Annotated in this window: 25 protein-coding genes and 1 pseudogene; 5 read left to right on the top strand and 21 right to left on the bottom strand. The window is 52.2% G+C overall.

The annotated features are described in order from the left end of the window. Nucleotides 1–71 precede the first annotated feature (71 nt). The 9 genes from FD23_RS02830 to rsmG all read right to left on the bottom strand — a co-directional run bounded on the left by FD23_RS02830 (nt 72) and on the right by rsmG (nt 9222). A complete protein-coding gene (locus tag FD23_RS02830; RefSeq protein ID WP_025895815.1) occupies nt 72–1916 on the bottom strand; it encodes an ABC transporter ATP-binding protein in 1845 nt (614 codons plus the stop codon). Between the two features lie 10 nt (nt 1917–1926). Further along, nucleotides 1927–3654: an ABC transporter ATP-binding protein gene (locus tag FD23_RS02825; RefSeq protein WP_025895814.1), complete on the bottom strand. Its 1728-nt coding sequence runs from the start codon at nt 3652–3654 to the stop codon at nt 1927–1929. Nucleotides 3655–3792: 138 nt separating this feature from the next. Beyond that, on the bottom strand, nt 3793–4563 hold the full coding sequence (locus FD23_RS02820; protein WP_052933796.1) for a DUF1129 domain-containing protein: 771 nt from the start codon (nt 4561–4563) through the stop codon (nt 3793–3795). Nucleotides 4564–4577: 14 nt separating this feature from the next. Continuing rightward, nucleotides 4578–5678, bottom strand: a complete 1101-nt coding sequence (gene ychF, locus FD23_RS02815) for a redox-regulated ATPase YchF (protein WP_002879521.1) — start codon at nt 5676–5678, stop codon at nt 4578–4580. A 76-nt stretch (nt 5679–5754) separates the two neighbouring features. Further along, a complete protein-coding gene (locus FD23_RS02810) occupies nt 5755–6018 on the bottom strand; it encodes a DUF951 domain-containing protein (RefSeq protein ID WP_025895812.1) in 264 nt (87 codons plus the stop codon). Further along, on the bottom strand, nt 6011–6901 hold the full coding sequence (locus tag FD23_RS02805; RefSeq protein WP_025895811.1) for a ParB/RepB/Spo0J family partition protein: 891 nt from the start codon (nt 6899–6901) through the stop codon (nt 6011–6013). The genes FD23_RS02810 and FD23_RS02805 overlap by 8 nt, the downstream gene beginning before the upstream one ends. Then, nucleotides 6879–7658, bottom strand: coding sequence for a ParA family protein (locus FD23_RS02800; RefSeq protein WP_025895810.1), 780 nt, complete (start codon nt 7656–7658; stop codon nt 6879–6881). Before FD23_RS02800 ends, FD23_RS02805 begins: the two co-directional genes overlap by 23 nt. Nucleotide 7659: 1 nt before the next feature. Further along, nucleotides 7660–8484, bottom strand: coding sequence for a nucleoid occlusion protein (noc, locus tag FD23_RS02795; RefSeq protein WP_002879525.1), 825 nt, complete (start codon nt 8482–8484; stop codon nt 7660–7662). A gap of 18 nt (nt 8485–8502) precedes the next feature. Continuing rightward, on the bottom strand, nt 8503–9222 hold the full coding sequence (gene rsmG / locus FD23_RS02790) for a 16S rRNA (guanine(527)-N(7))-methyltransferase RsmG (RefSeq protein WP_013440257.1): 720 nt from the start codon (nt 9220–9222) through the stop codon (nt 8503–8505). Nucleotides 9223–9390: 168 nt separating this feature from the next. Between rsmG and FD23_RS02785 the strand changes: the two genes are divergently transcribed. Beyond that, the gene (locus FD23_RS02785; protein ID WP_013440258.1) at nt 9391–9915 is read left to right on the top strand and encodes a CvpA family protein; all 525 of its coding nucleotides are present in this window, start codon (nt 9391–9393) and stop codon (nt 9913–9915) included. A gap of 45 nt (nt 9916–9960) precedes the next feature. Here FD23_RS02785 and FD23_RS02780 read toward each other — a convergent pair whose 3' ends face one another. The 5 genes from FD23_RS02780 to FD23_RS02760 form a co-directional block, all read right to left on the bottom strand. Next, nucleotides 9961–10920 carry an FAD:protein FMN transferase gene (locus FD23_RS02780; protein WP_025895807.1) on the bottom strand — a complete coding sequence of 320 codons (960 nt, stop codon included), beginning with the start codon at nt 10918–10920 and terminating at the stop codon, nt 9961–9963. Nucleotides 10921–10931: 11 nt separating this feature from the next. Beyond that, nucleotides 10932–11714 carry a tyrosine-protein phosphatase gene (locus FD23_RS02775; RefSeq protein ID WP_025895806.1) on the bottom strand — a complete coding sequence of 261 codons (783 nt, stop codon included), beginning with the start codon at nt 11712–11714 and terminating at the stop codon, nt 10932–10934. A 93-nt stretch (nt 11715–11807) separates the two neighbouring features. Then, nucleotides 11808–12356, bottom strand: coding sequence for an NADPH-dependent FMN reductase (locus FD23_RS02770; RefSeq protein ID WP_025896057.1), 549 nt, complete (start codon nt 12354–12356; stop codon nt 11808–11810). A gap of 14 nt (nt 12357–12370) precedes the next feature. After that, a complete protein-coding gene (locus tag FD23_RS02765) occupies nt 12371–12910 on the bottom strand; it encodes an NAD(P)H-dependent oxidoreductase (RefSeq protein ID WP_025896055.1) in 540 nt (179 codons plus the stop codon). A 127-nt stretch (nt 12911–13037) separates the two neighbouring features. After that, on the bottom strand, nt 13038–13586 hold the full coding sequence (locus tag FD23_RS02760; protein ID WP_003616592.1) for a TetR/AcrR family transcriptional regulator: 549 nt from the start codon (nt 13584–13586) through the stop codon (nt 13038–13040). Between the two features lie 281 nt (nt 13587–13867). Here FD23_RS02760 and FD23_RS02755 point away from each other — a divergent pair, with 281 nt between their 5' ends. Beyond that, nucleotides 13868–15268, top strand: a complete 1401-nt coding sequence (locus tag FD23_RS02755; RefSeq protein ID WP_052933797.1) for a C69 family dipeptidase — start codon at nt 13868–13870, stop codon at nt 15266–15268. Nucleotides 15269–15334: 66 nt separating this feature from the next. Here the strand turns inward: FD23_RS02755 and FD23_RS02750 are convergent, their stop codons facing one another. Together FD23_RS02750 and FD23_RS02745 are read right to left on the bottom strand one after the other, a co-directional pair. Continuing rightward, nucleotides 15335–15832 carry a PTS sugar transporter subunit IIA gene (locus tag FD23_RS02750; RefSeq protein ID WP_025896053.1) on the bottom strand — a complete coding sequence of 166 codons (498 nt, stop codon included), beginning with the start codon at nt 15830–15832 and terminating at the stop codon, nt 15335–15337. A gap of 683 nt (nt 15833–16515) precedes the next feature. Beyond that, on the bottom strand, nt 16516–16908 hold the full coding sequence (locus FD23_RS02745) for a pyridoxamine 5'-phosphate oxidase family protein (protein WP_003613215.1): 393 nt from the start codon (nt 16906–16908) through the stop codon (nt 16516–16518). 122 nt (nt 16909–17030) lie between these two features. Between FD23_RS02745 and FD23_RS02740 the strand changes: the two are divergent. Then, nucleotides 17031–17926 (top strand): annotated as a pseudogene (locus tag FD23_RS02740) (helix-turn-helix transcriptional regulator). A gap of 313 nt (nt 17927–18239) precedes the next feature. Here the strand turns inward: FD23_RS02740 and FD23_RS02735 are convergent. The 5 genes from FD23_RS02735 to yaaA all read right to left on the bottom strand — a co-directional run bounded on the left by FD23_RS02735 (nt 18240) and on the right by yaaA (nt 23155). Further along, the gene (locus tag FD23_RS02735) at nt 18240–18914 is read right to left on the bottom strand and encodes an ABC transporter ATP-binding protein (RefSeq protein WP_025896052.1); all 675 of its coding nucleotides are present in this window, start codon (nt 18912–18914) and stop codon (nt 18240–18242) included. Nucleotide 18915: 1 nt separating this feature from the next. Beyond that, complete coding sequence (locus FD23_RS02730; RefSeq protein WP_052933798.1) at nt 18916–19974, bottom strand: ABC transporter permease; 1059 nt, start codon at nt 19972–19974, stop codon at nt 18916–18918. A 43-nt stretch (nt 19975–20017) separates the two neighbouring features. Then, on the bottom strand, nt 20018–20524 hold the full coding sequence (locus tag FD23_RS02725; RefSeq protein ID WP_052933799.1) for a TetR/AcrR family transcriptional regulator: 507 nt from the start codon (nt 20522–20524) through the stop codon (nt 20018–20020). Between the two features lie 310 nt (nt 20525–20834). Continuing rightward, a complete protein-coding gene (locus FD23_RS02720) occupies nt 20835–22238 on the bottom strand; it encodes an FAD-binding oxidoreductase (RefSeq protein ID WP_025896051.1) in 1404 nt (467 codons plus the stop codon). Between the two features lie 179 nt (nt 22239–22417). Continuing rightward, entirely contained in the window at nt 22418–23155 is a 738-nt protein-coding gene (yaaA, locus tag FD23_RS02715; protein ID WP_035184940.1) for a peroxide stress protein YaaA, read from the bottom strand. A gap of 64 nt (nt 23156–23219) precedes the next feature. On the opposite strand from yaaA, the gene FD23_RS02710 reads away from it, so the two are divergent. Beyond that, entirely contained in the window at nt 23220–23855 is a 636-nt protein-coding gene (locus tag FD23_RS02710) for a hypothetical protein (protein ID WP_025896050.1), read from the top strand. A gap of 93 nt (nt 23856–23948) precedes the next feature. Next, the gene (locus tag FD23_RS02705; RefSeq protein ID WP_025896048.1) at nt 23949–25160 is read left to right on the top strand and encodes a L,D-transpeptidase family protein; all 1212 of its coding nucleotides are present in this window, start codon (nt 23949–23951) and stop codon (nt 25158–25160) included. Nucleotides 25161–25280: the final 120 nt, after the last annotated feature.

The raw sequence follows: 25280 nt of genomic DNA, 5'->3' as shown, positions 1-25280 counted from the left end.
CCAATATACCAAAAAGAGCGTACTTTGACGTACGCTCTGACTTGGATTTTAGCAAAACATAAGATTCGCTCTTATTGGATTTCTTTTTTGCCGGTGTAGAGCTCGTAGTAGTAGCCCTGCTTGGCCAGAAGCTGGTCGTGGTTGCCGGCTTCCAGGATCCGGCCGTGGTCCAGGACTATGATCAAGTCGGAGTTGACGATGGTGGACAGACGGTGGGCGATGACGAAGCTGGTCCGGCCAGCCAAAAGGTTGTCCATCCCGGCTTGCACCAGGCGCTCAGTCCGGGTGTCGATGGAACTGGTGGCTTCGTCCAGGATCATAACCGGCTTGTCAGAGATCATGGCCCGGGCAATGGAGAGCAGCTGCAGCTGCCCTTGAGAGAGGTCACCGCCGCCCCCGTCGATCACCGTTTCATAGCCATCATCCAGGTCATGGATGAACTCGTCGGCCCGGGCCAGGCGGGCTGCCTGGTAGACGTCGTCATCTGAAGCGTCAGGCCGGCCGAAGCGGATGTTTTCCATGATGTTGCCGGTAAACATGTGAGTTTCCTGCAAAACGATGGAGACAGACTTGCGGAGGTCATCCTTCTTGATGTCCTTGATATCGATCCCGTCGTAAGTGATCGTGCCGGAATTAATTTCATAGAAGCGGTTGATCATGTTGGAAATGGTAGTCTTCCCGGCCCCCGTTTCCCCGACCAGGGCCACCTTCATGCCAGGCTTGGCTTCAAGGGAAATGTCGTGCAGGATCTGCTTGCCTGGTACATAGCCGAAGCTGACGTGGTCAAAAACGATGTGACCCTTGACTGGCACGTACTTAAAGCCGTTTTCGGTCGGCAGCTTCCACTGCCAGGCATTCTTGACGCCCGGCTTTTCTTCGATAGTTACCTGGCCGTCGTCGACTTCAACTTTTTCATCCAGGACCTGGAAAATCCGCCGGGCCCCGGCAATAGCCAGAACGATGGCGTTCAGCTGCTGGGAAATCTGGGCGATCGGCATGATGAAGGCCTTGGACAGCTGCATGAAGGAAGCCAGAGCCCCCAAGGTCAGCGGAATGTTGCCGGCTAAGATTGCCGCCCCGCCGATCAAGGCGATCAAGACATAGAGCAGGTTGCCGATATTGCCCATGATTGGGAACAAGATGGTGGCATAGGTGTTGGCCTTGCCTGAGGCAATCCGCAGCTGGTCATTGTAGCGGTCAAAGTCGGCCTTGGCTTCCGGTTCATGGGAGAAGACCTTGATGACCTTCAAACCGTTAAGCATTTCTTCGTTGTAGCCGTTGACCATCCCCATAGTCTTCTGCTGCTGGTCAAAGTAGTAGCTGGACTTGCCGGTCAAGTAGCGGACAACGCCTAAGGACAGGAGAACCACTACCAGGGAAACCAGGGTCAATTGCCAGCTGAGATAGAGCATCCCCGCCAAAACGAAGACTACTGAAAAGACAGAGTTAGCGAACATCGGCAGGGCCTGGGAAATCATCTGCATCAAGGTGTCGATGTCGTTAGTGTAGCGGGACATGATGTCGCCGTATTCGTTCTGGTCAAAAAAGGCTATCGGCAGCCGCTGCATGTGGGTAAACATTTCATTTCTGATTTGCTTTTGCACCTGCTGGGACAAGACCATCATTAGCAAGGTGAAAAGGTAGTTGGCGACCAGACCGATGGCGTAAACTCCGGCCATGAGCAAAACAGCGTGAGCCAAGGGGCCAAAGTCCGGGCTCTTTTGCTTGAGCATGGGCGTGATGTAGCGGTCGATAACCTGTTCAATGAACAAGGAGCCGACAACGGAAGCCGCCGCGCTGATGATCACGGAGACCAGGGAAACGATCAAAGCCGCCGGGCTAACCCGGTAGACGTATTTCAGCAGGCGGGTCAAGGTCTGCATTTGTGATGGTTGCTGAGCTTGTTTTTTAGTCATCGATTATCACCTACTTGCTGTTTTCTTCCTGGAACTTGGCGATGGATGAGTACAAGTCGTTGCGCTTGATCAATTCATCGTGGGTTCCGACGTCTTCGATCTTCCCATGGTTCATGACCACGATCCGGTCGGCATCCTTGATGGAGACGATCCGCTGGGCAATGATGATCTTGGTCGTTTCCGGCAGGTCCCGCTTCAAGGCTTCCCGGATTTCCCGTTCAGTCTTGGTGTCGACGGCACTGGTGGAGTCGTCCAGGATCAGGATCTTCGGCTTCTTCAACAGGGCCCGAGCGATCGTGATCCGCTGCTTTTGCCCCCCGGAAACATTGTTGCCGCCTTGTTCGACCATGGTGTCATAGCCGTCCGGCATTTCCCGGATAAAGCCGTCAGCCTGGGCAATCTTGGCTGCCCAGACGATTTCCTCGTCGCTGGCCTTTTCATTCCCCCACTTGAGGTTGTCCTTGATAGTGCCGGAGAAGAGGACGTTCTTTTGCAAAACGACCGCCACGTTGTCGCGCAGGGTCTTAAGGTCGTAAGAGCGCACGTTGTGGCCGCCGACTCTGACTGCCCCGCCGGTCACGTCGTAAAGGCGAGGAATCATGGAAATCAAGGTTGACTTGGAAGACCCGGTTTCCCCGATAATCCCCAAAGTTTCCCCGGACTTGATCCGCAGGTTAATGTCCTTTAAGGCATAGTGGGCATCTTCCTTGTTGTACTTGAAGTCAACGTGGTCAAAAACGACTTCCCCGTTGGTCACGCTGGTCAAAGGTGACTTGGCCGGGTTGACAATAGTTGGCTTGGCGGTCAAGACGTCAGCCACCCGGCGCCCGCTTGACTGAGCCATCATCAGCTGGGTGAAGATCATGGACAGGATCATCAAGGACATCAAGATGGACATGGTGTAAGAGAACATGGAAACCAGCTGGCCGGTTGCCAGTTGATGGCCCACGATCAGTTTTGCCCCAAACCAGGACAGGGCCAGCATGACAGCGTCGATCATCATGGTCATGACCGGGCCGTTGAAGGCCATGATGAACATGGCCCGTCTGAAGAGCTTGTAGATCTTGCTGGTGGACTTTTTAAAGTTATCGATCTGCTCTTCTTCATGGACATAGGTCTTGACTTCCCGGATCCCGCGGATGTTTTCCCGGACCTTCCGGTTCAGTTCGTCATAGGCCCGGAAAATTCTCGGGAAGTATGGCCGGGCATTCTTAATGATCAAGATCATGGCAAAAGCCAAAACCGGAACAGCCACGAGGAAGACCAGTGTCAGTCTCCAGCTGATCGAAACTGCCATGAACAGGGAAATGATCATCATGAACGGGGCCCGGACGGCCATTCTGATGCTCATCTGGTAGGCCTGCTGGATGTTGTTGGTGTCGGTCGTCAGCCGGGTCACCAGACTCGCGCTGGAGAACTTGTCAATGTTTTCAAATGAAAAGTCCTGAATGTGGTAGAACATGTCATGGCGGAGGTTGGCGGCAAAGCCGGCTGCCGCGTGGGCTGAGAAGTAGCTGGCACTGGCCCCCAGGACCAGGGAGATCAGGGCCATCAGGATGGTGAACAGACCCATCTTGCGCACGTAGTCCATGTCCCCCTTATTGATTCCATTGTCAATCAAGAGCCCCATGATATATGGGATATACATTTCAATGAAGACCTCGACGACCACGCACAAAGGAGACAAGAGCGTCTCTTTTTTGTACTGGCGGACGGACTTCAATAAAGTTTTAAGCATTAATGACCTCCCTCTTTACTGCTCATCGCTTTTTATAAAAAAATCGTCAAACAAAAACAAATAGATGCTGAGCATCTATTTGTTTTATACTTATCAGCTTATTTTACACCCATTATGATTAAAAAGCACGCTATTGATTTACCTTTTCTTCATGGTCAGCTTGTCCGGGCTGAGAGAAGTCCCTTCAATCCCGTAGTGACGGCGAACCAGCCAGCGAATCCCGTAAGCGGCTGCGGCCACCAAGATGTCAGCCCAGCCTGGCAGAACCGGGTTGATGACGGACAGGGCCGGAATTGAGAGGACAAAGACGATCAGCATGATGATCAAAAGTGACCCCAGAAGGCCCCAGATCACCTTGCCCCAGGCCGGCTTGCCGGTCTTCGGGTCAGGCTGCATCCAGGTATTGTATTTGGTGAAGTACCAGCCCATGGCCAGACCCATCACGATCAAGGTCAGGATCCCGGAACCGGAGGAAGTGGACTTGCTGTTGTCCGTGAACAATTGCAAGACCCCAAACAGAACCGTCAGCATGGCCGTGTAGAAGAGGGCCCCGTCCAGGGCTACCAGCTTGTCCGGCACCCTTTCCGGCTTAACGACCGGGTGCAGGATCTGGCTGGCCTTCAGCTTAGGCGCGGCGCCAAACAAAACGTTGGCCGGCTGCCCCTTGATCTGGGCGTCGTAGATTTCCGGCAAAAGGCCGTCGATCTGGGCGTCAGCGTCGCCATCGCTCATGCCGCCGGCAACCAGTTCCTTCTTCAAGCGGTAGATGTAGTCCTTGTTCTTGTTGGACAATTTCCCCCGGAGTTCTTCCGGGTTCTCCTGCTTGATGCTTTCCGTCTTAGCTTCTGCCTGCCCCTGCTTTTGCAGCTCGGCTTGAGAAGCGTTCTTAACTTGCTTTTCTTCGCTCACTTCTGTCTCCTGCCTTATACGTTAAATCTAAATTCGATGATGTCGCCGTCCTGGACTTCGTATTCCTTGCCTTCCAGGCGGACTCTGCCGGCTTCCTTGATCTTCTGCATGCTTTCGTACTTGTCCAGGTCTTCGAAGGAAACGACTTCGGCCCGGATGAAGCCCCGTTCAAAGTCGGAGTGGATGACACCGGCGACTTGCGGCGCCTTCATGCCCTGGTGGAAGGTCCAGGCCCGGGTCTCCTTGCCCCCGGCCGTAAAGAAGGTTCTGAGGCCTAGCAGGTGGTAGGCAGCTCGGATCAAGCGGTCCAAACCGGATTCTTCAACCCCTTCAGCCGCCAGCATTTCTGCCTTTTCTTCATCGTCCAGGCCGGCAATTTCTTCTTCGATAGCCGCGGAGATGCCCAGGCAGCCAGCCCCTTCCTTGTCGGCGTGGGCCTTGACGATTTGGTAGTACTTGTCGCTTTCCGGATCAGCCATGGATTCTTCCGCGATGTTGGCCACGTAGATGACCGGCTTGGAAGTCAGGAGGAAGAGGCCCTTGACGATCTTGGCTTCGTCATCAGTGAACTTGATGGACCGGACCGGGTCGCCGGCTTCCAGAACTGGCTTGATCTTTTGCAGGACATTGTATTCAGCCATGGCTTCCTTGTCCTTTTGCTGGGCCATCTTCTGCACCTTGCCGATCCGGCGGTCAACTGAGTCCAGGTCAGCGTAGATCAGTTCCAGGTTGATGGTGTCGATGTCTTCTTCCGGGTCAACCTTGCCGGAGACGGAAGTGATGTTTTCATCGTCAAAAGCCCGGACCACGTGTACGATAGCGTCGGTCTGGCGGATGTTTTCCAGGAACTTGTTGCCCAGGCCTTCACCCTTGGAAGCCCCCTTGACCAAACCGGCAATGTCGGTGAATTCAAAAGTCGTGTGGACAACCTTCTTGGCCGGGATCAGTTCTTGGATTCTGGCCAGGCGCTTGTCCGGCACTTCAACCATCCCCACGTTCGGTTCAATGGTCGCGAATGGGTAGTTAGCCATTTCCGCGCCCGCCTTGGTAATTGCGTTAAAAAGAGTTGACTTGCCGACGTTTGGCAAACCGACGATACCAGCAGTTAAAGCCATATTTTGTAATTCCTCTTTCTTGTTTTTTCTTGCTTGCGTGTTTAATTCTTGGCCTTTTGGCCAGATTAGTCAATGCCTAGCCGAAATTTGGCCGGGCGATGTCTTCCTTGGCCACGTAAAAATCGTTCTTCAAGTTGACGGGATCATTGCTCTTGGTCAGGACCTTCTTGACCTTCTTGTTGAAATAAGCCCGCGGCATCATGACCACGTGCCCGCAGCCCATGCATTTCAAGCGGATGTCGGCGCCCAGGCGCAGGACCTCCCAGTTGTTGGTCTGGCAAGCGTGGGGCTTCTTCATTTCAACCGTGTCCGCCAAGTCAAAAGTAATGTTTTTAGTCATCGAGATTCACACCTAACAAATCCAGAATCCGGTTCAGTTCATCCGGGGAAGCAAAGTCAATTGACAAGTGCCCCTTCCCCGTCTTGTTTTCCGTAATGCTTACCGGCGAGCCGAACTTGGCGGACAGCTGGCTTTCGCTGGCCCGCACGAATGCTGACTTGCCAGCATTCTTTTTCTTCTGCTTCTGCCCGCGCTCGTTCATCTTGGCGACCAGCGCCTCGACCTTGCGGACCGGCATCCCTTCCTTAACCACCCGCTTGGCAAGTTCATCGATCCTGTCCTTGTCCTTTAAGCCCAGAAGGGTTCTGGCCTGGCCCATGGACAATTCCCCTCTTTGCAAAAGGCCCTTGGTCTTCTGCGGCAGGGTGAGCAGACGGAGGTAGTTGGTGATGTAAGGGCGGGACTTGCCCATCTTCTTGGAAACCTCTTCCTGTGTCAAGCCCAGGTTCTTTTGCAGCATTTCATAAGCCTGGGCTTCTTCCAAAGGAGTCAGGTCTTCCCGCTGCAGGTTTTCCAAAATGGCCACTTCCATCATCTGGCTTTCATCAAACTGGCGGATGATGGCCGGGATGGTGGCCTGGCCGGCTAATTCGGAAGCCCGGCAGCGTCGCTCACCGGCGATGATCTCGTAGCCGCCGACTGACCGGCGGACGATGATCGGCTGCAGGACCCCGTTTTCCTTGATGGATTCAGCCAGTTCGGCCAGCTTCTTTTCATCAAAATTCTTCCGCGGCTGGTAAGGGTTGGGCCGGACTTCTGCCAAAGGCAGGTCTTCGATTTCTTCGGCCGGCTTTACCTGGGGTTCTTCTTCAAAAAGCGCCCCCAAGCCCCGGCCCAGGCCGCCCTTCTTTTCCTGTTTCTTATTTCTTGAGTCTCTTGCCATGAGCCTTCAGCACCTCTTTTGCTAAGTCATCATAAACCTTGGCCCCGCGCGAACTTGGCGCGTATTCCGTGATTGCCTCCCCGTAGCTTGGCGCTTCAGCCAGCTTGGTGATCCGCGGGATGATCGTCTTGTAGACCCGGTCGCCGAAATATTCCTTGACCTGCTGGACCACGTCGGCCCCCAGGTTGGTCCGGGCATCCAGCATGGTCAGCAAGACCCCCTCCACGCCCAGGTCCTTGTTAAAGTGCTTCTGGACTAAGCGGATGGTGTTGAGCAGCTGGCTCAATCCTTCCATAGCGTAGTATTCGCTTTGGACCGGAATCAAAATCGACTGGCTGGCCGTAAAGGCATTGATGGACAACTGCCCCAAAGAAGGAGGACAGTCGATAAAGACGAAGTCGTACTTGTCGCCCAAGTCTTCAATGGCCCCCTTCAAGCGGGTTTCCCGGGCCATCATGCTGATCAGCTCGGTTTCCGCCCCGGCCAGATTGATCGTGGCCGGCAGGATTTCCAGCTTCTTGCTGCTAGTCGGCTTGATGGCTGAGGCGATCGGGATTTCATCGATCAGAACATTGTAGATATCATACTCGATGGTCGACTTCTCAATCCCCAAGCCTGAGGTGGCATTGCCCTGCGGGTCAATGTCGACAATCAATACCTTGTAGCCTCTTTTAGCAATGGAAGCGGCCAAATTGATGGTCGTCGTGGTTTTGCCAACGCCGCCCTTCTGGTTGGCGACTGCGATGACGCTGCCCATGCTAGTCCTCCTTCTTCTTTCTCTGATTCTTCATCACGATAGTAATCTGGTACTCATCCGGGCTCTTCGCCTCGGTAACCTTGACTTTCACGCCGGACTCCTTGGCCAGTTTAACCGCCTGCTTGATCGTGTTGATCTGCAGCTGCATGTCCCGGCCATAGCGGACCACCGCCTTCTTCTTAACGGCTGGCTTAGGATTGGCCAGCTTGGCCGCCCGCTCTTCCGTCTCTTTTACGCTGAGACCTTTTTCGACAATCTCTTCAGCCAATTTAACCTGGTCCTCTTCGCTTAAACCCAAAATGGCCCGGCCATGGCGGGCGCTAAGCCCGCCTTTGGCCAGATACTCTTGCACAGGTTCAGCCAGCTTGAGCAGGCGGAGCTTGTTAGCCACGTAGGACTGGGACTTGCCAATATCCTGGGCCAGCTGGGTCTGGGTCAAGTCGTTGAGCTGCATCAGCTGCTCATAAGCCTGGGCCTCATCGATCGGATTCAGGTTTTCCCTTTGCAGGTTTTCGATTAAGGCCAAAGAAGCGGTCTGCTGGTCATCGAGATTGTTCACGATGGCCGGGATCTTTTCCCAGCCCAGGCTCTTGGCCGCCCGGAAGCGGCGCTCGCCGGCAATGATTTCGTAGCCGCCCTGATCCTGGCGGACGATGATCGGCTGCAAGAGCCCTTCTTCTTGCAAGGTCTGGGCGAGTTGCTGGATAGAATCATCGCTAAAAGTCCTTCTTGGCTGGTAGCGGTTCGGATGGATTTCCGCTAAAGGCAGGTCCTGGACCTGCTTGTTTTGGGGAATTTCATTTCGATGAAAAAAACCAAAAGCCATTTGGGCACCTCCAAAAAACTACAGGGGTTTCCGGTTTGGCGTGCCTGCCTGGCGCGGGTACTTGCCCGGAGTTGCCTTGACCTTGTCAACCAGGACGAGGATCCGCTCCTCAGCGCTGCCTGGCAAGGTGATGACCCGGCTGAAGACAACTTCGCCGCCCAGTTTCTCCAGGGCACTCTTGGCGTCTTCCAATTCTTCGTCAGCCCGCGGCCCCTTTAAAGCCAGGAACTTGCCGCCGACTTTGGCCAGGGGCAGGCAGTATTCGCTCAAAACGCTCATTCTGGCCACGGCCCGGGCAGTTACCAGGTCAAACTTCTCCCGGTAGTCCGGGTTTTGCCCCACATCTTCAGCCCGGCCGTGCACCAGGTTCACGCCTTCGATGCCAAGCTTCTCCAGCAAGTCAGACAAGAAGTTCAGCCGCTTGCCTAAAGAGTCAACGATGGTGACTTCCAGGTCAGGGCGGAGGATCTTGATCGGCAGTGACGGAAAGCCGGCTCCGGCCCCGACATCGCAGAGCTTGGCTCCTTCTGCAAAGACCTCTGGCCAGAGCAGGAGCGGAGTCACGCTGTCGTAGAAGTGCTTGAGGTAGACCTCGTCTTCGTCCGTGATCCGGGTAAGGTTGACGTGTTCATTGACCCGAACCAATTCCTTAAAATATGTTTTAAATTGTTGCTCTTGGACAGGAGACAACTTAAAATTATACTTTGACAATGTTTCTGCAAAAAGTTCAGGATTCATTCTTTCACCTGTGAAACCGTGTTTCACGCCCTTAAATGTAACGCAAAAAGCAATCTTGCGCAAAAAAATGTTACACAAACTATCTTAACAATTATGGATTATTTTTGCTTGAAGGTCAAAAAGAATCCATGGAAAATTACAGCTAAAAACAAAGGATATGATATAAAGATGCTCTTAGTTATTTTCGTCATTCTCTACATCGCCTGGCAGACCTACAAAGGCTACCATGTAGGTTTCTCCAAGCGGATCGTCAATTTGATCTTCGCCGGTCTGGTCTTCATGCTGGCCATCATGCTGCAGAATCCGGTCGGCGACCTGATCTACACCCAGTTCGTCCAGGGGCAGGCGGGCGACTCCAGCCTGGTCCTGCATGCCTGCCGCTTCGGGGCCTTCTTCGCCCTCTTCTTCATCCTTAAGCAGATATCCAAGATCTTCAAGGCCTGGCTACCCGCCCAGGAGACCAAGACTGGTTTCACGGCCACTTTGGACCACATGGCCGGGGCCATCGTTTCTTTCGTGGCCTCCTACTTCTTCATGTACGTGGTCTTGTCCATCCTCAACTCAGTCGGCATCAGCCAGCTGAGCCAGCTGATCAGCGATTCACAGCTGCTCAGTTTCATCGTCAACGACACGCCAGGTCTGTCGACCGGGGTCTTCAAGACTCTCTTCAGCGTCAGCCGGACCACGGCCTAAGGAAAAAGCAGCTTCACCAGAAGGTGAGGCTGCTTTTGCTTTACTTTAGTAATCCAGGCCGACTTTTTCCACCCGTTCGTCGTTATACACGTAAATGGCGCCTAAGCGGCGGTCATTGACCCAGTTGGCAATTGGCTGGCCAGCAAAGAAGCAGCGCTTGCACTCGATTTCCGCGTCAACGGAATTCTTGGTGAAGGTCGTCACCCCAGCGATGTCGGTTTCCACCGGGTAGCCAGTCCGGGAGTCGATCAAGTGGTGGTACTTGTGCCCGTCCACTTCCAAAAAGCGCTCGTAAGTCCCGCTGGTGACCACGGAGCATTCCGGGATCATCATGGCCGTGATGTTTTCTCCCCGCGGCTTCAAAGGATCCTGGACGCCTACCGTCCACATCCCGTTGGCCCGCTTCGGGCAAGGGTTGACGAAGAGGACATTGCCGCCCAGGTTGATAATGCCGGCTTCGACCCCGTAGGCCCGCCAGAGGTCCCTGATCCGGTCGGCCGTCCAGCCCTTGGCGATCCCGCCAAGGTCCAGCTCCATGCCTTCCTGCTTCAAAAAGACCGTGTGGTCATCGTCATTTAATTCGACCATCCAGGGATCGATCAGCTTCATTTTCTCCTGGATTTCCGCGTCACTTGGCACGCGGGCATCCTGAAAGCCGATGGACCAGAGCTTAACCAGGGGGCCGATTAAGGCGTTGAAGCCGAAGTTTTCCCGGCTGGTCTCAACGGCCAGCTTGATCAAGCCGTAAACGCTGCTGGAGACTTGCACGGCCTCCTTGCCCGCCTGGTCGTTGACCCGGGTTACTTCGGACAGGCCGTAGCGGGGGTGGTCCGGCTTGCGGTTGACCGTCAGCAGGTCTTCAAAGTGGTCGATTAGGACCTTGGTCTGGTCCAGGATCTTTTCCGGGTCTTCCCTTGCCCCGTAGATCTGCAGGCTGATGTGGGTCCCCATGGCCTTGTGCTGGGCCATGACTTGGTCAGTTGATATGTATTTGATGATTCCCATTTTTTAAATCCTTACTCTTCTAGATACTTGGCCCGGAGCTGGTCACGAAGGACGGGCGTTACGCCCAATTGCCGGGTCAAAAAGGCTTCCATGCCGCCATATTCCTGGTCGATGGTGATCAAGGCGCTGTCTAAATACTCATTGTTGACCGTGCCCAGAGACCTAAGGTTGGCCCGCTGCACCAGGCTTTCCCCGTTTTCCCGGGCTTCCTTGTCCCTTTTGGCCCGGTAGCCGTTAAGGTAGGGAGCGGATAAAAGATAGTCCTGGCGGATGGTTTCCGGGTCAACCCCCAAAACTGTCAGCAAAAAGACAGTCATCAGGCCCGTCCTGTCCTTGCCTTCCGAGCAATGATAAATAGTTCCGCCTTCAGTTTCAGCCAGATAGGCTAAAACCTGGCCAAAAGCCGCCTGGGCGTGCTCTTCCGTCACCATCAGCCGGTAGCTCTCCACCATATGGCGGAAGCCCGCCAGGGGGTCCAGGCCATACTGCCTGGCTAATTCCGCCAGGCTGGCTCCGGCCTTGGTCTGGTCCCGGCTGTTAACGGGGATATTGACGTTCTGGATCCCGGCTATCTTTTTATCCGGCCGCTTGCGGCATTCTTGCGGAGAACGGAGGTCGATGATGGTTTTCACCCCGCGAGCCCGCAAATAATTGCCATCTTCTTCACTGATCGCTGCGACCGTTCCGGTCCGCAGCAAAAGTCCGGCCTTGATCTTCCTGCCGGCAAAGCCGGTATAGCCGCCAAGGTCCCGGGGATTGCGGACTGTTTTCAAGGGTAAAAGCTCCTCTGCCATCTTTTCTCCTCCTTCACTTCTGCCTACAATTTTAAAACAAAACAAGGCGGAAGCGCCAAGCTATCCGCCTTATTTTGTAGTTTTTCTTTTACATTACTTCTTGGCTTGAGCAACGAAAGCAAAGAAGGCTTCCATAACCTTGTCCAGCTGAGCGATTGAAGCTTCGGCAACCAGGTCGCCGCTTTCCTTGTCAAAGCTGCTGTAAGCCTGGCCGATCAGCAATTCGTTGCCTGGCAAAACGTTGGCCGTCATGTCCGGAGACAGCAGGATTTCCCGGGCATCTTCCTGGGCGCGGGAAGCGCCTTGGCAGCCCAAGGACACGCCTACAACGCAGACTGGCTTGTAGGCCATAACCTTGCTGCCAGCGTGGCTGCCCAGCCATTCCAAAGCGCTCTTCAAAGCAGCTGGAATAGCGTGGTCGTATTCTGGAGTAGCGATGATCAAGCCGTCAGCCTGGTCAACCTTTTCCCGCCATGCCAAAACGCGGGCATCAGCTTGCCCTTCCTTGTAGAAGGCTGGCAAGTCGCCAATTTCAGCGACTTCGATTTCCGCCTTATCGCCAAAGCGCTTGGCGATGAACTGGCAGAGCAGACGATTGAAAGAAAAATCGGCATTAGTTCCGACAATAGCTAATAATTTCATTTGGCAATCCCCACTTACTTCGTGATTTGTGCGTACCAGGCGTCGACTTCGTCAAAGAAGTGTTCCAGGAAGTCAACGGTACCGGGAATCTTCAAATCGCCGTTTTCATCAAAGGCAGTAGCTGCCCCGCCCATCATGAATTCATCGTCGTTGAAGACAACCGGGCGCAGGCCTGGGGAAGCCAAAATCGTCTTCAGCTTGGTCTGTGACCGGGCAGCCCCTTGGGCCAGCGGTGAAGTTGACACGATAACGACTGGCTTGCCGTTGAAGGGGTGAGTGTTGGTTGACAGCCATTCCAGGGCGCTCTTCAAAGCGCTGGTTACTGAGTGCTGTTGTTCCGGTGACCCGATCAAAACCAGGTCAGCAGCGGCAACTTGGTCACTCAATTTGACCACGTCAGCCGGGTCTTCCTGGCCTTCCTTAAACATCGGCAACCCCTTCACGGTCGCGAATTCAAAATCATACTTATCAGCGAAGTGCTTGGCAATGAACTTCAGCAGCATTTCGTTGTAAGACTTGTCAGCGTTAGATCCGTTAAGAGCTAAAACCTTCATAAAAACCACCTTTCAGATTTTCCATTACTTACCTATTATACCCAAATTAAAGGGATTTCAGCAGGGCTTTTGTGAATAAATTACAAGGATAGAAATGCCCGATTGATAGTTTAATTTTTTAAATGGATCAGCGGTCAAAAAGGCTTTCCAGCTGCCGTTTGATGATCCGGACGAAGTTGTCCTGGTCATAGTCAATCAGGCCATCGACCAACATTACGGCCAGGCCGTTGACGATAATCCAGTTGAGGGCGATGAGCCACTTCTCCAGTTCCGGGTCAAGGTCGCGCTGGTACTGTTCGCGGAGCTTGGTGTGGCCCAGGTCCATCAAGGTATCGCGGATTAAGTCGTCACCAAATTCCCCATTGACGAAAATCGTTGAGAATAGGCTCCGGTGGTCGCGGGCAAATTGCAGGTAGGAGAGGTCAACATCGTATAAGGGCTCGCCAATAAATTTCTTCTGCAGGATTTCATCACGCAAGGTGCGGGAGACGCGCTTAAGCACTTCCTTACGCAGGCCATCCATGTTCTTGAATTCCAAATAGATCGGTTGAGTTGAAAAGTGGCCAGTCTGGGCAATGCTGCGGGCAGTCAGGTTCTCGATCCCGTCGGTCAAGGCCTTCTTGTAGGCGATGTCCAATATTCGCTCGCGATCAATTTCTTTCCTTCTGGCCATCATCTGCTCCACCTAATTTCATCATATTTTTATTTTGAAAGCACTTTAATATTTCATTCCTAACCGGAACAAGCTTTTCAAGCTGATCCTATTAGCTTAGACTAATGGATCATCGGCAATCAGCCTATAAAAAACGCTTATTCGTACTAATTAATATATTAGCACAATATCTAACCAGCGGCGTATTTTTAGTAAAAAGTTAAGCAGATAAACCCCGTCCCTGCGGGCGGAGGCAAAATAAGGTAAAATCTAAACAAGAGCAAAAGGAGAAAAGAGGACAAATTATGACAACACACGGACGTTCATCCTGCACTTCAATCTTGATCGGGAAAAAGGCCAGCCTTGACGGCAGCGTGATTATTGGCCGCAATGAAGACTCACGGACGGCCTGGCCCAAGCACCTGGCCTTCCACCAGCGGCAAGCAGGAGCCCGGACTTTCAAGTCACATGATAACAAGTTCACAATTGATTTGCCAGAGGAAGCCTTTGCATATTCATCCACTCCAGAATGGACGAAAAAGTACGGGCTTTTTGAAGAAGACGGGATCAATGAGTACCATGTGGCAATGAGTGCTACGGAAAGTGCTTATGCCAACGAGCGGGTTTTGGCCATCGACCCCTTTGACGCTGAAAAGGGTCTGCTGGAAGAAGCCATGGTGACTATTGTTTTGCCTTACGTCAAGACGGCCCAAGAAGGGGTCAAGCGCTTGGGCGAAATCGTGGAAAAGTACGGGGCGGCTGAATCAAACGGGATTCTGTTTGCGGACAGAGACGAGGCCTGGTACTTGGAAATCGGGTCCGGCCACCACTGGGTTGCCCAGAGAATCCCGGACGACTCCTACACGGTGGTTGCCAACCAGCTGTCAATTCAGGAGATCGACTTTAAGGATCCGGCCAACTTCCTTTATTCAGCCGGCCTGCAGGAATTCGTTTATGAGCACCAGCTGTGGCCAAAGGAAGCCAAGTTCAACTGGCGGGAAATTTTTGGCACGAGAAGCGAGAGCGACCTGCACTACAACACCCCGCGGGTTTGGTACGGGCAGAAGCTGCTGACCCCGTCAGTTAAGCAGGAGCCGCAATCTTTTGACCTGCCATTTATTCAAAAGGCGGACCGGCCGCTCAGCGTCCAGGACGCCCAGACGGTACTGGCCAGCCACTACAGCGATACGGAATATGACTTGACCAACCCGAAGAACGCGGGCCAGGCAAGCTTCCGGCCGATCGGGATGGCGACGACCCAGGAATCCCACCTCTTGCAGCTTAAGGGCGAGGACATGTACCACTGGCTGGCCATGGGGGTTACGGCGCAGAGCGTCTACATTCCCTTCTTCCCGCAGGGGACCAAGGTGCCTTACATGTGGGGCAACGGCAAGGTCGACTACAGCCCGAACTCTGCCTACTGGATCTTCAAGCTGGCCGGGGTTCTGGTTGACCGGAACTGGGGCAAGTACGGCAAGGAACTGGCCAACGCCCAGACGGAAGCCAAGGAAAAGGTCCTGCGCCTCCGCTATGAATACGACCAGAAGCTGCATGCTGACCCAAGCCAGGCCACGGCGATCGCGGATGAGGCCAATGCCAAGATGGCCAAGACGGTGACGGACATCTACAACAAGCTGATCAGCAGCTTGATTACCCAGCAGACGGGCGATTCCCCGCTCAGCTTCCAGATGGACCCGAACTTGTAAAAAAGCATATTAAAACAGGCGTGAACCCGCATCCCTGCAGCGTTCACGCCTTTTTCTTTATCTAAATTAATGGTAGCTGATCGTCTGGACCGCTCTTTTGGCATTGATCTCTCTAAAGAAGACCGGTGCCGAGACCCCTTTCAGGATACGGTCGTTGGTATAAGTCACGATCACCGTATCGTCGTAGCCGAGCCCGCGGAGCAGTTTGCGGTTCATCGTCGCCAATAGCTGCCCCTTTTTTACTTCCTGACCGGCTTCAACTAAAATGTCGCAGCCGACCCCGCCTAGCTCTACCGTATTCAAACCCAGGTGGATCAAGAGATCCAGTCCTTCCTTAGTCCGGATGCCAATCTCATGGTTGGTCGGAAACAAAGAAGTAACCGTGCCGTTCAAGGGAGCGTAGATCAAGTCGCTGGACGGCTGAACCGCGAAGCCCTCGCCCAGTCCCTTGCTAGCAAAAATCTCATCGTTGACGTACTCGAGCGGGAACAACCTGCCCTGGACCGGAGCCAGAACCTTGCTCAGCCGGGCCCTGCTCTTTAGCAAATCAAAAATCCTAAACATAAATCAACCTCAAAATGATATTCAGACTAAAATATGTAAGCGAAATCATCACTGTCTAGTTTATCATTTTGATGGTAGTTTTACTATATGTTCCCTCTAACAATTGTCATTTTCCTAACGGAGCAGCCGTTTTGGCCGCCATTTCGACCTTCCAATTATATTCGTCAACCAATTTGTCCATCTCATGCCGGAACCTCCGTGAAAAGCTTAGAATCTCACCGTTCAGCATGACAATAGTCCGTTTGCGCAAGTTGATCGAGATAGCCATAAATAAGCTTGGCCGTGGTTAACATGTCTTGGTACTTTTCATCAGTGAACAGCTTGCCATTTAGGACAATGCTGGTATTCCGGAGGTCTAGTCGGGCTGGACCATCGTCCTAACTGTAGAATAGGGGATTCCTGTTTCTTTAGCAATGCCTTGCCAACTTAATTTGGACTGCAAGATCTTTTGATAGTCCAAGCTGGTGCTGCTTAGACCGTTCAGTGTCTTCGTATCGTTTGCATCAAGCAGCTACATCAAGCTGCTGCAAAGCCTTGCCAATCATCCGGCCGTATGGTGATACAAGCCGGAAACATGTCGACAGTTCATTCAGCCCAAGCCGGAGATGGCCAAAAAGCTCCTAAACACTAACCCCCTGGTTGATTTTCATCCAACCAGGGGGTTTTCTTGTCAGTTATTTAGTTTAGATTTTTTGCTTAACTTCTTGCACGTGGACAACCAGGACCTTCCGCAACCAAGGCAGATCGGCTTTCATGAGGTCAAAGTACTCGCCGGCTTCAACGAATTCGCCAGTAGCATAAACGTGGTAGCCACGGCCTGGACCTTCAGTGCCTTCAAACTTCATGGAGCCGAAGGTCAGGATCAGCTGGCTGTTTTGAGCCGCAATATCTGCTTCAATCGACCGCATCCCAGCAGCAGGCACGAGGAAGGTTGAGTCATCAACCACCTTGATGTAGCTGCTCCAGGTGTTGACCACATGAGCTGGACTGGCTTGGTAGGAAACGATCGTTACTGGTTGCGGATCGCTGATTACCTCCAAAAAGTTTTGGGTTAAAGTAGTGCTTTCTTCTAACATATTTAAATTCTCCTTTTCTTCTTGTTGTAGATATCATAAAATGAAAAGGTGACAATTTACGGCACCTTTTAGCAAAAATAAGGAGAAAAAATTAAAAAAAATCTGAGCGTCTTAATCAAGAGCTGATTTTTTAAGTGACAAGAAGCGCTTTAACCTGCAGGACCTGATGGACAACTTTCAGATTTCCAAGCGGACGGCCCTAAGGGACATTGCCAGCCTGGAGGAACTTGGCTTGGCCTTATACGCCGAAGCAGGCCGGGCTGGCGGCTATTCACTGATTCAAGAGGACCTGCTGACCAAGATATACTTCAATTCGGATGAGGTTGCCGCGATATTTTTCGCGCTCAAAGCCATGGAGCAGCTAAAAGAAACCCCGTTTAACGAATCTTTCCAGATGATCAGCCAAAAGCTGCTCAAGAACCTGGCACCGAGCCGGCAGCAGCAGGTCTTAGCCTCGCAAGCAGCGGTTTCCTTCTTCAACACCCCGGCAGTTCACCACAACCCTTACTTGCGCCTGCTGATGGAGTCAATCCTGCACGACTCCCTGGTCCGGGCCAACTTCAAGGGCCAGCAAGTCCTGCTGCAACCCTGCCAACTCTTTTTTAGGGATGGCAACTGGTTGTTTGCGGCCTATGACTTGGTGGGCCAGGCCTTTTGGAACTACCGCTGCGACCAATTGCAGGATTGTACTGAGCAGGCTGCCGTTCCTAATAAGCTTAGTTTGGCTGAATTGAAGCAAAAGCAGCTAGAGTTTGAACACGACAATTCAGGCCAGGAATTTAAAATTCTCCTCAACCACCGGGGCCAGGAACATTTTTTGAAAAATCTCTACCCAAATATGCAGCTTGAGCATGAAGGCGGGACTACTTATTTGACCGGTTCATATACGCCACGCACCTTTGAGTACTTAATTGACTATCTCTTGACTTTTGGACTGAATGCGAAAATCATCACGCCAGAAGAGCTAAGAAGGAGCTTTAAAGAGCGGCTGGCTGCCATACTTGACCAATACAGCTAAAAAGCCCCTAATTGGACTATATTCCAATCCAATGTCATTAAGTTAAGGGATTGACATCAAGAAAGAAACGTATTATCAAAAATTTGGGTAGTACGGTTCTTTTGACTTTTGTAGAATTCGGAATAAAAATAAACGTGGAAGTGTCATTAGCACTCCCACGTTTATTTTTCCATCCCTAACGACCTCACATTTCTCACTCGTTTTCTTATTTAATCATACCCTTTTTCCAGATTTTTCCGCCAAAAATTCAAATCCGGTCATTTTTCCGCGTATCCGGTCAAAAAAGGCCCCGCCTGAGCGGAGCCTTCTTCTGTCATTTTCTTTGTGACAACTGCCCGTCCATCATGTCATAGATGTGGTCAGCGTATTTTTCCAGCCGCGGGTCGTGGGTGACCAAAATGATCGCCTTCCTGTCATCCTTGGCCAGCTTCTTAAACAAGCGGCCGACTTCTTCCACCCGTTCACTGTCCAGTGATGCCGTTGGCTCATCAGCCAGTAAAATCTTCGGGTTGGCGTACATGGCCCGGGCGATTGCCACCCGCTGCTTCTGCCCGCCTGACAAGTTCTCCGGATACTTCTTGACCAGGTTCTCAATCCCCAGGTCAGCCAAAAGATCCTTTAATTCTTCCTGGCGCAAGTTGCCGGTCTTCTTCACCTTGTCCACCAGCTGGAACTGTTCCTTAACCGTCAAGTAAGGCACCAGGTTGTAGGCCTGCAAAATAAAGCCCAATTTGTTCAAACGCAGGCGGCTGCGGTCCTTTTCCTTCAACTGGCTGATGTCCTGGCCGTCGATTTCCACCTTCCCGCTCGTCGCGGTCTGCAAGGCACCCATAATCGTCAGCAGGGTGCTCTTCCCGGCCCCGCTTGGTCCCATCAACAGAACCACGTTGCCAGTATCCGCGCTGAAGTCGACACCCTTGAGGGCAACCGTCGCTGCATCCCCCTGCCCGTAAACTTTTTTCACGTTCTTAATTTCAATCGCTGCCATCTTAGCCTCCAATTGCCTGTACCGGGTCAATCTTCAAAATCGTTCTAACTGGGTTAAGCCCGCCCAGCAGAGCCATTACCAACATCCCGCCGATCGTCGCCACGAAAATCCCTGGCGTAAAGGCCATCGGAACAGATGCCGGTATCGCGGCCGCCGTGCCCCAGATTGCCAAAAGAGCCAGGACCAAAGCGCTCGTTACCAAAAGCAGACTCTGGCTGACCGTGGCCCAGATCAAAGTCTTGGCCGGCACGCCCTGTGCCCGCAGAACCGCGTAGTTCGGCAGCTTCTGGATAGTCAAAATGTACAGGAAAACTGCCACGATGGCCAGGGAAATGATGAACATGAAAGCAATCATCAATTCAAAAGTCATGTTCTGTTCAGAGTGGCCCGGCAGTTTTTGCGTAAATTCCTTAATCCCGTAAGTCTTGAAGTTCTTCCCCTTAACAGACAGCTTCCGCTGGGAAATGATCCCGGAAGCTTCAATCCCCGGTGCCACGTTCTTTAATTCCTTCCATGCCGGCAAAAAGCCATACATGATCGGTTCAATATTAATCTTGGCATCCTTGACGAAGCCGACGATCGTGTACTTGTGGTCTGACCCGTTCAAGGTCACCTTGTCGCCCAGCTTGTAGCCCTTGTCCTTAAAGCTGCTGTCAGCCGTGACTTCGTACTTGCTCTTAGCGCGTCGGCCAGCAATTACATCCTGGTCTTTGTAGATAAATTCGCCTTTCTTAACCCCCATGTACTGGGCGTTAATCCCGGTCTTGCCCTTCTTCTTGGCCACTACCTGCAGTTCGCCGACCACGGCTTCCTTGTCAGTCAGGTTGATCTTCTTCAAGTCGTCCTTGGTCAAAATCGAACTGTTCATAAACAGGTTGGCGTTCTTGTTCAAGACCACGCTCTTGGTCTGCCAGCCTTCCAAAGCCACCGTGTTTTCCCGGGCCAGGCCGTATGCCAGGCCCCAGGTTGCCAAAATCATGTACGCGATCAGAAAAATCATGAAGACGATCAAGCCGTACCGCATCTTTTCATGCTTGATCTCTTTTAGTGCTAAAAACATTTTTTCTGCTTTCTTCCTTTCTTATGTCTTTTCCCTAGCTTGCCTATTTATGTTGGCTAAAGAGCTTCTCTAAAGCCTCATGCTCCCGGTCTAAGTAAAAATCTGCCTTGTCCGGGTCCAGCAAGGCTTCCTTGATCGCCTCGTGTGACAGGGCCATGGCCGCCCAGGCACAGGCCGGCATCTGCTTGTTGGGCCTGTTGCTTAGCAAAAGCGCCTCGTTAGCCGCGTAGTGCAGGCGGATCAAGTCATAGTACTGGCTGCCAGTAGCCTTGGTCACAAAGTCCTTGGTCATCTGATAGAGCTCGTCTGCCCCCATCCGGCCGGTCAGATCCGTGTGCAGGTCCCGCATAGCCAGCTTGAACAGGTACTGGTAAGCATCCGTCAAATCCTCAAAGTACTTGTAAAAGGCCCCCCGGGCAATCCCGGCTTCCTTGACGATCCGCGCCACCTGGGCGCTGGCCAAAGTATGGGCGCTGAATTCCTTGAGCAGGGCCTCTGTTACCCGGTCCTGCTTGTCTTTACTTAAATTCTCAAAAGTTGCCTTGACCATTTTTACCTCCGTGACACCGTGTCACCTACAACTGCTTTCTAGTATATACCTGAAGTGACATCGTGTCAACATAAAAAGTGACGCAGTGTCATTTTTCTTGCACAAAAAAGGGCTGCCGGAGCAGCCCTTCCCTGTGATAATTAATTTGTGAAGCTTAAAAATTAAAATGTTGTTTTGTTGTTTTTATGTACTTACTGTTAGGTACTTGTTCTTTTCGGTTTTTGGTTAATTCTTGATTTGCTTAGTTGGTTAGTTCTTGATTATTTTTGCTTCGGATTTTTGAAGCTTGCCGCGCGGAGGGAGCCGTGCTTTAGTCTAACGGGAAGATCTTGTCTGGGTTAAGGATGCCCTTAGGATCGAAGAGGCCCTTAACCTTTCTGAGCAAGTCGGTGTAGTCCTTGCCGTAGAAGTCTTCGTAGTAGTTCTGGCGGGCGTAGCCAACCCCGTGTTCACCGGACATGTTGCCGTCCACTGACTTGGCGGTCTTGTAGAGTTCGGAGATAACGGTGTCGCCCTTCTTGGCAAATTCTTCGTCAGTCATATCGTCTGAGCAAAGGTAGATGTTCAGGTTACCGTCGCCGGCGTGGCCGAAGTTAGGAATCCGCATGTCTTCTTCCTTTTCCAGTTCTTCGATCCGGTGCAGAACCAGCGGAATCTTGTTGATCGGCACGGAAACGTCGACTTCGTCCATCTTCGGAGTTGACTTTTGGATGGCCAAAAACAGCTTTTCACGGGCGTCCCAGATGGTCTTGGCTTCGTCTGATTCAGCGTTCAAGACAGTTTCCTTCAAAGCGTAGAATGGCTTGACTGCTTCCAAAGCTTGAGCCAATTGGGCTTCAGCGTCGCTGGCCGTGAAGGAGTCGATGCCCAGGATGATGAAGCCGTCGCCTTCCTTGATTGGGAAAGTAGCGTCGTAGTACTTTTCCCACAGGTTCAAGACCTTGCGGCCCATGTATTCAACAGTGGTTGGCACAACGCCGGAAGCCAAGATAGCTGGCACTGACTGGATTGCATCGTCCAAAGTCGGGAAAGGAATGATGGCGTTCAAAGCGTGCTTTGGTTTTGGGTAAAGACGGAGAACAGCTTCAGTGATCACGCCCAAAGTCCCTTCAGAACCGATGATCAGGTCCTTCAAGGAGTAGCCGGATGATGACTTAACTGACTTGGAACCGAACTTGTAGACCTTGCCGTCAGTCAAGGCAACCTTGACTTCCCGGATGTGTTCACGGGTTACCCCATACTTGATAGCCTTCAAGCCGCCGGCGTTGGTGCTGATGTTGCCGGCTACAGTAGCCCAGTGCATGGCTGGTGCTGGCATGTAGGTAAATGGCTTGTCTGCCAAAAATTCTTCCAGTTGATTCAAACGGATGCCTGGTTGAACAGTGATGGTCAAGCTGGCTGGGTCGTAGTCGATAACCTTGTTCATCTTAACCATGTCCAGGGAGATCCCGCCGTGCACAGTCAAGTTAGCCCTCATCAAACCAGTTGAGTTGCCCCGTGGAGTCAAGGCAATTTCGTGGTCGCTGGCATACTTCAAGACGCTGGCTACTTCTTCAGCCGTGGTTGGCTGGATTACCAGGTCAGGCATAGCCCGGACAGTCTTGAATTGGTCGTGGTCCCAGTGTTCAGTTACTTCAGTAATAAAATGTTCTGGGTCGGCAATCATTGGCCGCAAGTTTTCAATGTCTTCAGCAGTTAACTTATGATATTCCATTCTATCTCACCTTACAGTTTTCTTTTTTGTGTTTCAATCTCCGTTTCTATTAAATTACATCTGAAATCGTTACCAATTTTATGATTTGTTGCACAAAAGAAAAAAGGCCGGTCAGCAAGCGCTTTCCAGCATTTTAAAAGTTTAAAATTTTTTCTTTTTTCACACTTTGTGAAAGATTGTCATGCCTTCTTCCGGAAAACGACCCGGTCTTTCCCGCTTTGGTCAGGGGCAAAGGCATAGCCGAAGTCGGTGAAGTCCGGCAGGTCGGACAAGTCCCGGCCCCCTTCCGCCAGCCAGCGGACTAAACGGCCCCGGGCCATCTTGGCATGAGTTGCCTGGGTCCGCCATTTGCCGTTTTTCTCTTCCTGGAATACGACCTCAAGCAAGCGGTCTCCCTCTTTTAAGAACGGAGTCAGGAGATGGCTGTATTCCTTGGAAGCCAGGTTGAGGACCACGGAATCATCTTGGTAGAGCTCTTGGTAAACTTTTTCTCCCCAGAATTCATAAAGGCTCTTATACTTAAAGGCAGGCAGGGGGCTCTTCATTTCCAGGCGGTAGGGCACGATCCCGTCAAAGGGGCGAAGGCTGCCGTAAAGACCGGACAAAACGCGCAGGTGCTGATCCAGGTAGTCTAGCCCGGCTTGGTCTAAAACATCGGCGGCCAGGTACTGGTACTGCAGGCCACTGTAGGCAAAGAGGGCTGGTACTTGCGGCTGAGTTAGGTCAGCAGCCAGCATCTGCCGGGCTTCTTCGGTGATTTTGGCATTGGCCCGCCAGACTTTTTCCAGATCAGCTTGATCTAAGGAATGCAAATAGGACCAAAGCTCCTCAGCCTGGTCGAGGAAGACGGGCTGGCTTTTCGGCAAAAAGCCGCCGTCTATCTGCATTTTTTTAGCGGGGGAAATTACAATCTTCATTTTTTACATCCTATTAATAATCTAGTAAAATAAAACATGTGTTTAACAATAAGGAGGAGCAAGCATGATCAACCCTGATTTTGCGATTATCTTAAATTTTAACCCAACTGGGGCAAATGTAAACGCGGATGCTCTGGTCCGCCTGGCAAGGGACATCGGTGCCCGCGCAGTCAGCGGCCGGGAAGAATTAAAAGCGGCCTGCGAAAAGTACACCATCGCCTACCTGCCAGACCAAGCTGGCCAGCACTACAAGGCAGATGAAGTCGTGGACGCTTTGCTAGCTGCCAGAAAGGCCGGCCAGGCCTTAGTCGTTGACGTGGACGGCGAAGACGAAGCTGACCAAGCGACTTTAGACGCTTTGAACGCCTGGATGCACAAGTTTGGCCACGCGGTTAATGAAGGCCAGGAAAGTGACTTGTCAGCTGACGCGGCAGAGGCTTTTGTCTTGACCAACCGGCACGCGCCCTACCAGGCCTACCTTTTCTTAAAGGCCCCTTATCCTGCAGAGGTCAAGGTGACTGGCTTGACGGAAGCGCCAACCCGGATCGAATGGATCGACGGCCGGGAAGAATGTGAATTTGTTTTTGAAAACGGAGTCCTGACGGTTCAGTTAAAGAAGCAAGAAAGTCCTTTTGCCTGGCAACTGGTGCGGATTCAAGGCCACCGGCCGGAGGACGATATCGCGGAGACAAAATTTTAAATTCATATTAAATATCTCTCCGTACATTTTAATCGCTAAGAGATTCGTATTATACTGAACACAATCTTTTGAATGAACAGATTGGAGTTATTAATGACTTCTCGCAAAGACTACCGGAAGAAAAACACTCAAGGCAGCAAATACCTGATTATCGCGGGTGTGGCGGTTATCGTCCTGGCCTGCGCGGGTATTTGGGGCCACAATGCCTACCAACAGCACCAGGCAACCGTTCTGGCGGAAAACAAGAAGCAGGTGGCATACAACAAGAAGCACTTCAACGCTAACGTCACTATCTATGGCGTCAAGGTGGGCAAGCTGACGGTTGACCAAGCGGTCGAAAAGATCCAGGCCAAGGCTGTCAACAAGCTGGTCTACAAGGACGGCAAGATCAGTGCTGTTCGTGACAGCAAGCTGACAACTATCAGCAAGGAGCAGGTCCAGAAGTACTTTGACAAGCAGTACACCCAGCTGCCGACTGACCAGAGCTACAATTACGAGAACACGGCTCTGAAGAAGGGCAAGAGAAAGCTGAAGGCCATTACCGCGGCCAGCGTGGACTACTCTGTGGCGGGGAAGACTTTTACCCTGGCAGCTAAAGACTACTTGACCCAAGTCAGCTACTACAGCGGCGCTGTCCACTACGACGACGCAAGCAAGCTGACGGCGAAACTGAACGCCATGGACAAGGAAGTCAAGACTTTGGGCAAGAGCTACAAGTTCAAGACGCCAGCCGGGTCAACCATCACCGTTACCAACCAGAGCTACGGCTGGGGGATCTGGACGGCCAGCGCCAAGAAGGCGGTTCTGTCAGCTTATGAGACTGGCAAGAAGACCATTGACGGGAAGAACCACATCTATGGTGAATGCTACACCACGCAAGGTCTGGGCTACGGCAAGAGCAACAATGGTCTGGGCAACAGCTATGTGGTTGTGTCAATCGCCAGCCAGGACATGTGGGTGGTTGTCAACGGCAAGGTGGTCGTAACTGTGTCTGACGTGGTTACGGGGACGGCCAACAAGGGCGACAACGCTACGCCTACTGGGGTTTGGTACATCATGTACAAGCAGCGGGACGCTACTTTAAGAGGGCAGAACGACAACGGGTCGAACTACGCTTCTAAGGTCAACTACTGGATGCCGTTTACGATGAGCGGCTGCGGGCTGCACGACGCGTCATGGCGGACCGACTGGTCAAGCACGGCCTACCTGAAAGGCGGGTCACACGGCTGCGTCAACATCCGGCCTAGTGAAATCAAGTCCGTTTGGGACGCGGTTAAGGTGCACATGCCTGTGATCGTTTACTAAGAAGTAAATTACATATAAAAAAGGATCTATCTTCGTCGAGAAGTGATGTGACCCCCAAAATTGGGACAATTTAGTATTACGCCGTTAAGGTTGTTAAAACATGATTCCGATATTCAATCG

Origin of the sequence: Lactobacillus delbrueckii subsp. delbrueckii DSM 20074 = JCM 1012 (assembly GCF_001433875.1) — a bacterium.
GTDB classification, from domain to species: Bacteria; Bacillota; Bacilli; order Lactobacillales; family Lactobacillaceae; genus Lactobacillus; species Lactobacillus delbrueckii.
This window is presented reverse-complemented; position numbering and strand designations above follow the sequence as displayed.

Coding starts and splice junctions, on each gene's coding strand:
- FD23_RS02830 (WP_025895815.1), bottom strand. CDS start 1,916: ATGACTAAAAAACAAGCTCAGCAACCATCACAAATGCAGACCTTGACC.
- FD23_RS02825 (WP_025895814.1), bottom strand. CDS start 3,654: ATGCTTAAAACTTTATTGAAGTCCGTCCGCCAGTACAAAAAAGAGACG.
- ychF (WP_002879521.1), bottom strand. CDS start 5,678: ATGGCTTTAACTGCTGGTATCGTCGGTTTGCCAAACGTCGGCAAGTCA.
- FD23_RS02810 (WP_025895812.1), bottom strand. CDS start 6,018: ATGACTAAAAACATTACTTTTGACTTGGCGGACACGGTTGAAATGAAG.
- FD23_RS02805 (WP_025895811.1), bottom strand. CDS start 6,901: ATGGCAAGAGACTCAAGAAATAAGAAACAGGAAAAGAAGGGCGGCCTG.
- FD23_RS02800 (WP_025895810.1), bottom strand. CDS start 7,658: ATGGGCAGCGTCATCGCAGTCGCCAACCAGAAGGGCGGCGTTGGCAAA.
- noc (WP_002879525.1), bottom strand. CDS start 8,484: ATGGCTTTTGGTTTTTTTCATCGAAATGAAATTCCCCAAAACAAGCAG.
- rsmG (WP_013440257.1), bottom strand. CDS start 9,222: ATGAATCCTGAACTTTTTGCAGAAACATTGTCAAAGTATAATTTTAAG.
- FD23_RS02785 (WP_013440258.1), top strand. CDS start 9,391: ATGCTCTTAGTTATTTTCGTCATTCTCTACATCGCCTGGCAGACCTAC.
- FD23_RS02780 (WP_025895807.1), bottom strand. CDS start 10,920: ATGGGAATCATCAAATACATATCAACTGACCAAGTCATGGCCCAGCAC.
- FD23_RS02775 (WP_025895806.1), bottom strand. CDS start 11,714: ATGGCAGAGGAGCTTTTACCCTTGAAAACAGTCCGCAATCCCCGGGAC.
- FD23_RS02770 (WP_025896057.1), bottom strand. CDS start 12,356: ATGAAATTATTAGCTATTGTCGGAACTAATGCCGATTTTTCTTTCAAT.
- FD23_RS02765 (WP_025896055.1), bottom strand. CDS start 12,910: ATGAAGGTTTTAGCTCTTAACGGATCTAACGCTGACAAGTCTTACAAC.
- FD23_RS02760 (WP_003616592.1), bottom strand. CDS start 13,586: ATGATGGCCAGAAGGAAAGAAATTGATCGCGAGCGAATATTGGACATC.
- FD23_RS02755 (WP_052933797.1), top strand. CDS start 13,868: ATGACAACACACGGACGTTCATCCTGCACTTCAATCTTGATCGGGAAA.
- FD23_RS02750 (WP_025896053.1), bottom strand. CDS start 15,832: ATGTTTAGGATTTTTGATTTGCTAAAGAGCAGGGCCCGGCTGAGCAAG.
- FD23_RS02745 (WP_003613215.1), bottom strand. CDS start 16,908: ATGTTAGAAGAAAGCACTACTTTAACCCAAAACTTTTTGGAGGTAATC.
- FD23_RS02735 (WP_025896052.1), bottom strand. CDS start 18,914: ATGGCAGCGATTGAAATTAAGAACGTGAAAAAAGTTTACGGGCAGGGG.
- FD23_RS02730 (WP_052933798.1), bottom strand. CDS start 19,974: ATGTTTTTAGCACTAAAAGAGATCAAGCATGAAAAGATGCGGTACGGC.
- FD23_RS02725 (WP_052933799.1), bottom strand. CDS start 20,524: ATGGTCAAGGCAACTTTTGAGAATTTAAGTAAAGACAAGCAGGACCGG.
- FD23_RS02720 (WP_025896051.1), bottom strand. CDS start 22,238: ATGGAATATCATAAGTTAACTGCTGAAGACATTGAAAACTTGCGGCCA.
- yaaA (WP_035184940.1), bottom strand. CDS start 23,155: ATGAAGATTGTAATTTCCCCCGCTAAAAAAATGCAGATAGACGGCGGC.
- FD23_RS02710 (WP_025896050.1), top strand. CDS start 23,220: ATGATCAACCCTGATTTTGCGATTATCTTAAATTTTAACCCAACTGGG.
- FD23_RS02705 (WP_025896048.1), top strand. CDS start 23,949: ATGACTTCTCGCAAAGACTACCGGAAGAAAAACACTCAAGGCAGCAAA.